General features: G+C 71.0%; 16 protein-coding genes. All 16 read right to left on the bottom strand.

From position 1 onward, the window contains the following. The coding region (locus AC5E6L_RS11355) for a C40 family peptidase (RefSeq protein ID WP_491773370.1) at positions 1-194 on the bottom strand (194 nt) is incomplete at its 3' end. Further along, positions 184-1,080 (bottom strand): phage/gene transfer agent baseplate hub protein, encoded by an 897-nt coding sequence (locus AC5E6L_RS11360; protein WP_491773372.1) that lies wholly within the window; start codon positions 1,078-1,080, stop codon positions 184-186. The genes AC5E6L_RS11360 and AC5E6L_RS11355, both read right to left, overlap by 11 nt. Next, positions 1,077-1,688, bottom strand: a complete 612-nt coding sequence (locus AC5E6L_RS11365) for a phage distal tail protein, Rcc01695 family (RefSeq protein ID WP_491230919.1) — start codon at positions 1,686-1,688, stop codon at positions 1,077-1,079. The genes AC5E6L_RS11360 and AC5E6L_RS11365 overlap by 4 nt, the downstream gene beginning before the upstream one ends. A gap of 11 nt (positions 1,689-1,699) precedes the next feature. Continuing rightward, the gene (locus AC5E6L_RS11370) at positions 1,700-2,281 is read right to left on the bottom strand and encodes a phage tail tape measure protein (protein ID WP_491773374.1); all 582 of its coding nucleotides are present in this window, start codon (positions 2,279-2,281) and stop codon (positions 1,700-1,702) included. After that, positions 2,274-2,498, bottom strand: a complete 225-nt coding sequence (locus AC5E6L_RS11375; RefSeq protein ID WP_491230917.1) for a rcc01693 family protein — start codon at positions 2,496-2,498, stop codon at positions 2,274-2,276. Before AC5E6L_RS11375 ends, AC5E6L_RS11370 begins: the two co-directional genes overlap by 8 nt. After that, positions 2,488-2,814: a gene transfer agent family protein gene (locus AC5E6L_RS11380; RefSeq protein ID WP_491773376.1), complete on the bottom strand. Its 327-nt coding sequence runs from the start codon at positions 2,812-2,814 to the stop codon at positions 2,488-2,490. The genes AC5E6L_RS11375 and AC5E6L_RS11380 overlap by 11 nt, the downstream gene beginning before the upstream one ends. After that, the gene (locus tag AC5E6L_RS11385; RefSeq protein WP_491773378.1) at positions 2,814-3,227 is read right to left on the bottom strand and encodes a phage major tail protein, TP901-1 family; all 414 of its coding nucleotides are present in this window, start codon (positions 3,225-3,227) and stop codon (positions 2,814-2,816) included. The genes AC5E6L_RS11380 and AC5E6L_RS11385 overlap by 1 nt, the downstream gene beginning before the upstream one ends. A gap of 40 nt (positions 3,228-3,267) precedes the next feature. Then, complete coding sequence (locus tag AC5E6L_RS11390) at positions 3,268-3,675, bottom strand: DUF3168 domain-containing protein (protein ID WP_491773380.1); 408 nt, start codon at positions 3,673-3,675, stop codon at positions 3,268-3,270. Next, positions 3,672-3,812 carry a hypothetical protein gene (locus AC5E6L_RS11395; RefSeq protein ID WP_491773382.1) on the bottom strand — a complete coding sequence of 47 codons (141 nt, stop codon included), beginning with the start codon at positions 3,810-3,812 and terminating at the stop codon, positions 3,672-3,674. Before AC5E6L_RS11395 ends, AC5E6L_RS11390 begins: the two co-directional genes overlap by 4 nt. After that, complete coding sequence (locus tag AC5E6L_RS11400; RefSeq protein ID WP_491773384.1) at positions 3,809-4,147, bottom strand: head-tail adaptor protein; 339 nt, start codon at positions 4,145-4,147, stop codon at positions 3,809-3,811. Before AC5E6L_RS11400 ends, AC5E6L_RS11395 begins: the two co-directional genes overlap by 4 nt. 2 nt (positions 4,148-4,149) lie before the next feature. Beyond that, positions 4,150-4,713 (bottom strand): head-tail connector protein, encoded by a 564-nt coding sequence (locus AC5E6L_RS11405; protein WP_491773386.1) that lies wholly within the window; start codon positions 4,711-4,713, stop codon positions 4,150-4,152. A 109-nt stretch (positions 4,714-4,822) separates the two neighbouring features. After that, complete coding sequence (locus tag AC5E6L_RS11410) at positions 4,823-6,118, bottom strand: phage major capsid protein (protein WP_491773388.1); 1,296 nt, start codon at positions 6,116-6,118, stop codon at positions 4,823-4,825. Then, positions 6,115-6,801 carry an HK97 family phage prohead protease gene (locus AC5E6L_RS11415; RefSeq protein WP_491773390.1) on the bottom strand — a complete coding sequence of 229 codons (687 nt, stop codon included), beginning with the start codon at positions 6,799-6,801 and terminating at the stop codon, positions 6,115-6,117. The genes AC5E6L_RS11410 and AC5E6L_RS11415 overlap by 4 nt, the downstream gene beginning before the upstream one ends. After that, positions 6,788-7,141 (bottom strand): DUF6107 family protein, encoded by a 354-nt coding sequence (locus AC5E6L_RS11420; protein ID WP_491773392.1) that lies wholly within the window; start codon positions 7,139-7,141, stop codon positions 6,788-6,790. The genes AC5E6L_RS11415 and AC5E6L_RS11420 overlap by 14 nt, the downstream gene beginning before the upstream one ends. Continuing rightward, positions 7,138-8,367 carry a phage portal protein gene (locus AC5E6L_RS11425; RefSeq protein ID WP_491773394.1) on the bottom strand — a complete coding sequence of 410 codons (1,230 nt, stop codon included), beginning with the start codon at positions 8,365-8,367 and terminating at the stop codon, positions 7,138-7,140. The genes AC5E6L_RS11420 and AC5E6L_RS11425 overlap by 4 nt, the downstream gene beginning before the upstream one ends. Positions 8,368-8,395: 28 nt before the next feature. Beyond that, the coding region (locus tag AC5E6L_RS11430) for a DNA-packaging protein (protein ID WP_491773396.1) at positions 8,396-9,622 on the bottom strand (1,227 nt) is incomplete at its 5' end.

Raw genomic sequence — 9,622 nt, forward strand, 5'->3', positions numbered from 1 at the left:
TCGGCCCAGTCGGCCGAATAGGCCCGGTCATGGGCCGGCATGTCGCCATAGACCTCGCCCCAGACGCCGACGACAAGGCCGAGGCAATCGCAGCCCACGCCGCGCCGGCGACCCTGATGGCGGTAGGGCGTGCCCAGCCACCGGCGCGCGGATGCCAGGATGGCGGCGCGGGTCGAATCGGGCTCAGGGGACAAGGGGGCCGCCATCGAAGACGTCGTCGCGGCGCGGATAGCCCAGCGCCCGGTCATCGCCCGGCATGTGCGGGAAACCGCGAAAGTTGAGATGGTTGGCGAACTTGGCCTTGCAGGTCTCGAAGCGCTTGTCGCAACCGGCCAGAAGCGTCGCCAGATCGCCGGCCTCCGGTGCCGGCCCCATCGGCGCGCGCAGCGTGACGCGGGCCAGACCGTCTTCGAGCAGGCGAACGGAGGCGACGGCCAGGGCATCGCCCGCCCGCGCCCCGGTCCGGAACCGCAGCAGGCCGCCATCGTACCAGCGGTCGGCGAACGGAACGATGCCGGCCAGATCGATCACGCGGGCGCCGTCGGCGGTGTCGACCGTTCCGGCATCGGAGAAGCCCGGCGCGCCGGCCAGATCGAAGCCGCAGCGCCCGTCGCCGAGCTGGGCGTCGCACTGGCGCGTGAAGAAGCGGCCGCGCGGCTGGTCGAGCGCCGCCGACAGGCTGCGCAGTTCGGCGCGGAACGTGCCGCCCTCGCGCACGATCTCGCCGATATGGAACCGGCGCAGCAGCGTGGCCGTTTCCGGCGCCCGCCAGTTGACGAGGTAGAGCGCGACATCGGCGCCGTCATAGGCGCCGCGCGCAATGTCGGCCTCGGCGATCGCCTCGGAGGCAAGGGCCCCGGACACGTCTGAGATGTCACCGCCAAGGCCGAGCGATGCCTCGGCGGCGCCGGCGGAAAACCCGGTGCGCGGCTCGCAGAGGACGCCGGCGACGGCCAGCGGCCGGTCATGATCGGTGAAGCCCAGCGTGACGCCATCGGCGCGCGCGAGAATCCAGGCAAGGCATGCCGTGGTCGCCGCGCCTTCGAGGTGGGCCCGAAGATCGGGATGCAGGGCCTTCATGCGATCACCTCCACGAGCACCAGATCGTCCAGCGACCCGCTGCGGTCGTCGGCGCGCGTCACCGAAAGGCTCCGGTTCTCGAAGCGGACGGGCACGTCGAACCGACAGCCGGCGGTGACCGACACGCCGGCAGCGGGAGGCGGTGTGATCGTGACGCGCCCCGTCGCCGGATCGACGGACATGGCGGCGGCATCGACGGCCACGCCGTCCAGAGCGACGAGCACGCTCGCGGCTTCGGGCCTGCGGATGGTGCGGCCGCTTGCGGTGGCGAGCTGGAACGTGTCGCTGGCACCGTCGCCCTTACCGATCGCCGCGTCGGTCGCGCCGGGCGCGCCGCCGTCGGCCGCGGTCGACTGTTCGAGCGGATCGCGGAACCGGAAGGCGTGCAGCGGGCCGCCGCGCGCCTCGAAGAACGAAAGGACCGCGCGGATCTCGCCGATCGGCCGGGTGCCGATCGGAATCGTGTAGCGGCGCAGGGCGTCGGCCGTGCGGGCATTGCGCGTTTCATGCCCCGAGGCCAGGGTGACCACATCGATCCGGCGCCGCGTCGCCACCTGCACGCCAAAGGGCTGGCGAACGGCGAAGGCGACATCATGGAAGGCGGACAAGAGGCGGCTCCTCAAACGCCGCGCCGGCCGCGCATCACCGCGCGCGCCAGCGCCGCGCTGACCTGCGATTGCGAGCGCTCGAAGCTTCGGGCGTCGGGCGTGGAGATGTTGACGATCACCGTCGGCGCCGGGCCGCCCGCGCCGTCCGAGGCCACCCCCAGCGCGCCGTCCGCGCCGCGTCTGAGGGGCAGGATCGCCTCGGCGCCCGCTTCGCCCGCGACACCCACGCCGCCGCCATGGGGGAAATAGGCCGGCGCGGCGATCACGCCGCCCGATCCGGCGAACAGTCCAGTCGAGGCGAGGCCGCCCATGGCGAAGGGCTTGAAACCGCCAAGCAGGCCGCCGAACATGCGCGCGGCAAAACCGTCGAGCGCGCGTTCGAGCGGCGCCAGGCCGGCATCGAGCGCCCGACCGGCGATGCTCATGGCGATGTCGCGAAACACGCTCTCGACGGAACTGCCCTCAAAGGCGATGTCCCGGAAAGCGCGTGTGACGGTGTGGCCGAAGCTCTCGGCCTTGCGCTCGGCCTGCGACAATGCCTCCTCGAATTTCGACGTATCCGCATCGATGGCTATGATGATTTCCTCATCCATCGCACATGTCCTGGCTGTCCGGAAAATCGTCGAGCATGCGATCGAGCGACCGCCGGTGGGGCGGCGCCGGCGCGCCCGCGCCCCAGGCGCCCATGGCGGCTGCCAGTTCGCGCGGGGTCATCGCCCAGAACTGGGCCGGCGCAAGGCGCAGCACGCCCAGGCCGAAGCGCATCGCCTCGCTCCAGGGGAACGGTCGCGCGCCCGGTTCATCCGGCATCGCCGGCCTCGCCGAAAGTCGCCGTCAGAAGTTCGCTGACGATGGCAGCGTAGCCGGCAAGCCCCCCGTCCGCCTGCATCCCGGCAACGTCCTCAAGCGTGAAGGTGTGCCCGCCGCCCTCAAGGCCGGCATGGATGATCACCATCAGATCGCGCGCCGAGAGCCGGCCCGAGGAAAAGCGCGCGCCCAGCGCGGCAAGGTCCGAGACCGCAAAGGCGGCTTCGAGCCTGGCCAGCGCGCCGAGCGTCAGGCAAAGGCAGCGGTCCTTGCCGCCCAGATTGGCCACGATCTCTCCCCGTTTGGCGTTGACCAGCATCACAAGGCCCCGAAGGTCAGTTGGGAGGCCGATTCAAGGGCCAGTTCGAAGGTGACCTCGCCGTCATGATTGCCCGCATAATCGAGCGCGGTGATCGCGAACGCGCCGGTGACCGTGCCGAAATCGGGGATCACGATCCGCCATTGGGCGATCGTTCCGTCGAAGAAGGCCCGGCGCACCAGCGCATCGGATGCCGCGTCCTTGAAGATGCCGGTTCCCGACAGCGAGGCGCGCCTGATGCCGGCGCCGCCCAGCAATTGGCGCCAGCGGCCGGCGGATTCGGTGTCGGTGACATCGACGGTCCGCGCGCCGAAGGCGATGCGCTTGGTCCTCAGCCCGGCGACCGAAACGAAGGCCTGCGTGCCGGCGTCGAAGAGCTTGAGAAGAATGTCCTTGCCGCGCTGGGCTGCCATCGGGGCGTCTCCGTCTGGTTCTGAAGGGTGAGGGGCAGGATCAGGCCGCCGGCTCGCACAGGAACCGGAAGCGCAGCGTGCCGTGGAACGCCGCCTGCCCACGATCATGGGCGTAGGTCGCGCTCGACTGCGTTGCGAGCACGATGCGGGTTGCGTCAGCGGTCGCCGGTGCGGCGGCCGGAACCCGCTCCGAGACGCGCTCGGCCACCGTGTAGAGCACGCCGCGACTGGGCCCGCGCGCATAGATATGGATCGTGGCGAGGAACGCCCGGCCGGGGCCGTCGTCCGTGCTCCAGTCGCTCGCCTCGATCCGGCCGAGATAAACCGCCGGCAACGCGCGGCGCGGCGGCGGCCGGTCGAAGATCGACGGCGGGTCGCCCAGTTCGGCGATCAGCGCCGCGTCCGACGACAAAAGGCCGAAGAGCCACCGGTGCAGATCGTCGATCACCGGCGTTCATCCTCGTCCCTGGCGGTGCGCGCCGCTTCCTCGGCCAGGCGCTCGGCCCGTTCGTCGGCCTTTCGCAGCGCGGCGCGGCGCAGGGCGGAGATCAGGGCGCCGACGGTCAGACGCACATGCAGGTTCATGCCGGCACCTGCGTCTCGATGCGGCATTCAAGGAAGCGGCCCGTCATGTCTGGATCGTGAACGGTGCGGATGATGTGGCGCTGCGTGCCGGCGACAAGGCGCATGGCCGGCCCGATGCGCGGATCGGCGCGAACGAGGACCGTGCGCGCGAGCGCCGGCTCCTGATCGCCCGCGCGGACCGGCGCGGACGGCCGCGTCGTCTCGACCCTGCCCCAGACGAAGGCCACATGGGTCCAGCTTTCCACCGTTCCGCCATATTGGTCGGGCCTCGACGAGAACTGCTCAAGCGCAAAGCGCGTGCGCAGCCGGCCGGGATCAAAGGGCTTGCGCGGCATGGTCACAGTCCGATCCGCCGCCAGGGGCGCACGAGCCGCGAATAGGCCATCGGGACCGACACGGGCTGGTCGGCCGCGTCATAGACGGCGCGGAACTCGTACCAGTGCGCGACCAGCGCCAGCACCGCGCGCCTGAGCGTGTCGGGCACCTCGACGCCCGTTCCGCCGAAACCGGCGCGAAAGTCGATGTCGATGCCGTTCGCGCGCGCGGGGACGCCGCCCGGCTCGAAGGCCAGCGTGGCGGGGCGGCGGCGCAGGTCGAGCCGGTATGCGCCGCCGTCGAGCGTGACGGGCGCGCCCTCGCCGTCATAGACCGTCACGGCGATGATCGAGGCGGCGGGATGGCGCGGCAGCGCGACCGGCCCGGACGGCGGGGCGGACAGCGACACCCGCCAGCCCTGATCGATCAGGGCGAGGCCGGTGTCCTCGGTCAAAAAGCGCGCGGCGGTCTTGACGAGTTCGCCGATCAGCGTGTCCTCGCCATCGTGGGTGAGGCGCATGTGCGCCTTGGCATCGGCGAGGGTCACCGGCGCGACGGCCGGATCGGCAAGGGGCATCAAAAGCATGGCATGTCCTTGAACAGGTGGGGAAACGGGCGGCCCGGCAGGGAGGCGGACCGGGCCGCCCGCGCACGGCGCGGCGTGCGGGCGCGGGTGGACGAGGCCGCGCCGCCGCTCAGCTCACGCCGAACTTGACGAGCTTGATCGCGTCGAAATCCTGGACGCCGCCGCCGACGCGCTTGGTGGTGTAGAACAGCACGTATGGCTTGGCGGAATAGGGGTCGCGCAGCACCGAGATGCCGCGCCGGTCGACGATCAGGTAACCGCGGGCGAAATCGCCGAAGGCGATCGAGAACGAGTTCGCCGCGATCGCCGGCATGTCCTCGGCCTCATGGACGGCAAAGCCCATCAGCGCCGGCTTCTGATCGGCGGTCGCCGGCGGCTTCCAGATATAGTCGCCATCCGCATCCTTGAGCTTGCGGATCGCGGCCTGGGTCTTGCGGCTCATCAGCCAGTTGCCGTTCTGCCGGTAGCCGGCCTTGAGCGCATAGACGGTCTCCAGCAGAACGTCGGACGCATCGGCCGCCGGCAGACCGGCGCTGGTGCCGGTGGCGATGTAGCCGATACCGCCCCAGCTCCAGCCCGTCTCGGCGATCTTGGCGTAGTCGAGAAAGCCCTTGGGCTTGTTGACGCCGTTGCCGGCGACGAAGGCGGCGCCTTCCTGCTCGGAAAAGGCGGCCTCCACCTCGGCGGTGATCCACCGGTCGATGTCGATCGCGCTGTCCTCAAGCAGCATCGCGGTCGCCGCCGGCATGGCGTAGATCTCGGCGGTAGGGAAGCTCAGTTCGGCCAGCGCCGCCGTGTTCGTCTCGGGCCGCGGGGCGGTTTCGCCGACCCAGCCGACGTCCGGTCCGGTCGTGGCGAACGGCTTCTTGAGGACCGCTCCGGTCACCTGGCGCACGCTCGCGAGCGCGCGGATCGGCGACAGGTCGCGAAGCCGGCCGGCGATCGCCGTCTCGGTCTCGGGCGGCACCAGGAAGCCGCCATCGGGCCCCGAACCATAGGACATGGCCTTGGATTCAAGCCTGCGGAGGCCGTTCTCGTCGCCCTTGCGCACATAGCGCTCGAACGCGGCCCTGTGTTCGCCGGCCGGACCGAAGAGCGCGCCGCTCGCCGCCGGGCGCACGGCCTTGGCGACAAGCCGTTCGAGCACGCGCTTGTGCTCGTCGACGGCCGCGTTGATGCGGTCGACCTTGTCGGCGGAGACGGCATCCTCGCCGAGCCGGGTTTCGAGTTCGCTGAGGCGCTCGTCATTGGCCTGCTTGAAGGATTCGAAGGCGCGCATGAAGTCGTCGAAGGCTTCGGCGACATCCCGGGCGTGGGACGCCGGAAGCGGTGCGAGCGGAGCGGCGGCGGTGCCGGTCGCGGCCTTGGTGTTCGGCGCCCACGCGCCGTGCTGGAGGCTTGTCATGATCGCAGTTCCTGTGTCTTGCGGTTGATCAGGTCGGCCGCGCGGCGGATCGCGCCGGCAAGGCGCGGGCCATGGTGCGCGGCGGTCTCGGAGGCGGCTTGCCGCCCGCCATCCAGCGCGGCAAACCCTTTGGCGAGGACCGTTCGGGCCTGCCTTCGCGTCAGCCCGGCGTCGCGCACGAGCCAGCGCTCGAACTGCCGGACGGTCGGCAGCGGGGCGGCCTTGACCGCCGCGATGCGCGCCTCGGGCAGCATCGGAAAGGTGACGATGGAGATTTCCCACAGATCGGCTTCCAGTATGTGCCGGACGCCGGTGGCCGCATCCATCCGGGCGCGGACGGTCCTGAAGCCGATCGACAGGCCGTCGAGCCCGCCGGCGCGCATCAGCGACAGGACCTCGCGGCCGCGCGTCACATCGGTGTTGATGCGGCCCTTAACCCTCAGGCCGCGGCCGTCCTCGACGATGGACAGCCAGTGGCCGATCGGCTCGTCCGGATTGTGCTGGAACAGCATGCGGATGCCCGCCGCCCCCTTGTCGGCCAGCGAGCGGGCGAACGCGCCGGGCGCGACCTTCTCCTTGCCCAGATCGACCGCGTCAAAGACGCTCGCATAGCCGGTGAAGACGCCGGTCGCCTCGACGCGCGTCAGCTCGGCGCCGGCATATTTGCTCTCAAGTGCGTTCATCGTGCCTCTTCCGGTCCGATTTTTCGGGGGCCAGCCGGCCGTTGCGGGCGGCAAAGCGGATGGCCAGGCCCATCGCCCACCAGATGCTCAACGAGGCCAGCGCCGCGCCCATCAGAACGGTTTCGGTGTCGGACAGCGCATCGGCGATGGCGAGCCGCTCGGCGACCGCCACACCGACCGTGGTGCCGAAGACGACACCGCCCGTCACGCCGGTCAGAAAGCGCAGCGCGGCCTCCCGGCGGGTCCGCGGGAACAGATAGGCAAGCGAGATCGCGGACCCGGCGACGGCACCGGCCAGCCTGGCCAGCCACAGCGTGCCGGCCGGGTTGATGTCGCTCATCGGGGCGCCAGCCGGTCCGGCTCCGGCGCATAGCCCACGGCGGTCCGCTTTTCGGCGTCGGTCAGGAAGGAAGCCCCTTCGAGCCGCGCCCACAGCGCGTCGCGTTCGGCGGCAAGGCCCTCGACCTGGTCGAGATCGATGCCGATGCGGATGCGGCCGGGATAGAGCGGGGCGAGCCAGTGTCCCACCTCCTCGCTCGTGCGCCGCAGCAGCGGCAGGACCGTGAGCCTGTAGAAGGCCCGCTGGGCTTCCTGATAGTTGGAATAGGTGTTGTCGCCGGGAATGCCGAGCAGCATGGGCGGCACGCCGAAGGCGAGCGCGATGTCGCGGCTGGCCGAATTCTTGGCCTCGATGAAATCCATGTCCCTGGGCGTCAGGCCCATCGCCTTCCAGTCGAGCCCGCCTTCCAGCAGCAGGGGCCGGCCGGCATTGCCGGCGCCCGAATAGCCGTCCTCAAGCTCCTTTTTGAGCTGGTCGTACTGATCGGGCGTCATGTTGGAGCCGTCGCCCGGCGCATAGACGAGCGCGCCGGACGGGCGCGCGGCATTGTCGAGCAGCGCCTTGTTCCACCGGGCGGCGGCGTTGTGCACGTCGAGCGCCATCAGCGCCGCCTGGAGGGGGGCGAACCCGTCCGCCTCGCTGAGCGGGTTGTACAGTGACAGGTGCAGAAGCTGCGGACCGTCGCCGGCATCGTCGATGCGGATGGCGCGCGGGCCGTCCACCGTGTCGTGGACGCAGCGGACCGGCCAGCCCCGCGCGTCGGTCTCGAAGCGGACGCGGTCTGGCCTCAGACAGTGGAGCTGCACCTTGCCGCCCACCGCGTCCGAACGCTCGACATAGGCGTTTCCGGACAAAAGCAGGTTGCCGAAAACGGTCTCGATGAAAGCGGCGCGCGACTGGGAGAGGTTGGGCCGCGCAATGACACGGGCAAGGGGATGGTCGGCGAGCGCGGCATCGCCGTCATGGACGGTCCAGGGCACGGCCGCGGCGGCCTCGGAGATCATCCGGATGCAGCGATGGACGATCGGGTTGCGCATGAAACCCTCGCGCGCCAGGGCGGCGAAGGACGCATGGGTCCAACCGGCATCGAGCATGGTGTGCATCGCGACGAACCCCTGCGCCATGGCCGATTTCGCCTGCACGGGCGGAGCGGGACGGCCGGAGGCCGGGCGCGCGGGTTCGGGGACGGCGCGCCGCCGGGCGAGCCAATCGAAAAGCCTTGGCATGAAGGCTCCTTGTTACGTGGTTACGTGGTTACGCAAGGGCACGGACGCGCGGCTTGCCGTCCCCGGCCGCCACAAGCTCCGCGACGGCCCAAACCAGGGCGTCGAGGCGGTCCGGCGACCGGCCGGACGACAGGCCGTCGAGGCCGAAGTCGCACATCTCGTCCTCAAGGGCCGGGTGCACGCCCACATGGCGCACCCTGCCCTGCTCGTAGAGCGCGGCGACCGGCTCGGCGCGCAGCCACTTGCCCCGCCTCGCCCGCACGGCGCGCGCATTGACCGTCGCATCGACCGTCGCGATCACGCTCATGACCATGTCGCCGCCCTGGTTGACCTCGGCGACCATCACGTCGGCGCCGAGCGCATGGTAGGCGCCGACGGCCCCGGCCGCCCACCGGCTCGGCGCCGCGGCGTCGATCGAATGGTCGCCCAGAACGTGGATCTCGCCCGCGCCGGTCAGGCCGGCGGCAACGATGCCGCATGCGTCCGAGGTGGCCTTGGCCGATGCCGGCGGATCGACGGCGACGACGATGCGCGCATATCGCGCGGGCGCGGCGAGGCGCAGCCGGTCGAGCAGCGCGCGCGTCCACAGCGCATCCTCGCGCTCGGCGAGGATCTCGGCGTCGAGCTCCTGCCGGCCGAGCCGCGTGCCGCCATAGCGCGCCTGCATCGTCGCCAGGAAGTCGCCGGCCAGGTTGGCCGCATTGTCGTTCGTGCGCATGCGCACGGTCACCGTGCGCGCATCGGCCATGATATCGGCGAGCAGCTTCAGCGGCCTGGGTGTCGTCGTCGCCGCAAGGCGCGGCCAGCCGCCCAGTCTCAGGCCGAACTGCAACATGTCCCAGCACTCGCGCGGATATGGCCATTTCATCGTTTCGTCGCACCAGGCGGCGGCGAATTGCGGCCCGCGCAAGCTGCCGGGATCGTGCGCCGAAAACACATGCGCGACGGCCCCGTTCGGCCAGACCAGCCGCCGCCGCGTCGCCTCGTAGACCGGCCGGTTGTAGCGCGCGCACGCCACAATGCCCGCCGGCCCCTCGATCATCACCTCGCGGACGTCGGCCAGCGTTTCGCCGACCAGCGCGATCGGGCTGACCACGCGCCCGGCGAACGGCTGAACGGCGCTCGCCAGCCCGTGCACCCATTCGGCGCCGGCGCGCGTCTTGCCCGAGCCGCGCCCGCCCAGCAAAAGCCAGGTCGACCAGCGCCGGCTCCTCGGCCTCGGGGGCCTCGGCCGCCGGCTCCGGGGCGGGCTCGG

It is taken from the genome of Roseitalea sp., assembly GCF_984466335.1.

Bases quoted from the DNA above. Each gene is read 5' to 3' on its own strand.
- AC5E6L_RS11360 (WP_491773372.1), bottom strand. From the start codon at position 1,080: ATGAAGGCCCTGCATCCCGATCTTCGGGCCCACCTCGAAGGCGCGGCG.
- AC5E6L_RS11370 (WP_491773374.1), bottom strand. From the start codon at position 2,281: ATGGATGAGGAAATCATCATAGCCATCGATGCGGATACGTCGAAATTC.
- AC5E6L_RS11375 (WP_491230917.1), bottom strand. From the start codon at position 2,498: ATGCCGGATGAACCGGGCGCGCGACCGTTCCCCTGGAGCGAGGCGATG.
- AC5E6L_RS11380 (WP_491773376.1), bottom strand. From the start codon at position 2,814: ATGCTGGTCAACGCCAAACGGGGAGAGATCGTGGCCAATCTGGGCGGC.
- AC5E6L_RS11385 (WP_491773378.1), bottom strand. From the start codon at position 3,227: ATGGCAGCCCAGCGCGGCAAGGACATTCTTCTCAAGCTCTTCGACGCC.
- AC5E6L_RS11395 (WP_491773382.1), bottom strand. From the start codon at position 3,812: ATGAACCTGCATGTGCGTCTGACCGTCGGCGCCCTGATCTCCGCCCTG.
- AC5E6L_RS11400 (WP_491773384.1), bottom strand. From the start codon at position 4,147: ATGCCGCGCAAGCCCTTTGATCCCGGCCGGCTGCGCACGCGCTTTGCG.
- AC5E6L_RS11405 (WP_491773386.1), bottom strand. From the start codon at position 4,713: ATGCTTTTGATGCCCCTTGCCGATCCGGCCGTCGCGCCGGTGACCCTC.
- AC5E6L_RS11410 (WP_491773388.1), bottom strand. From the start codon at position 6,118: ATGACAAGCCTCCAGCACGGCGCGTGGGCGCCGAACACCAAGGCCGCG.
- AC5E6L_RS11415 (WP_491773390.1), bottom strand. From the start codon at position 6,801: ATGAACGCACTTGAGAGCAAATATGCCGGCGCCGAGCTGACGCGCGTC.
- AC5E6L_RS11420 (WP_491773392.1), bottom strand. From the start codon at position 7,141: ATGAGCGACATCAACCCGGCCGGCACGCTGTGGCTGGCCAGGCTGGCC.
- AC5E6L_RS11425 (WP_491773394.1), bottom strand. From the start codon at position 8,367: ATGCCAAGGCTTTTCGATTGGCTCGCCCGGCGGCGCGCCGTCCCCGAA.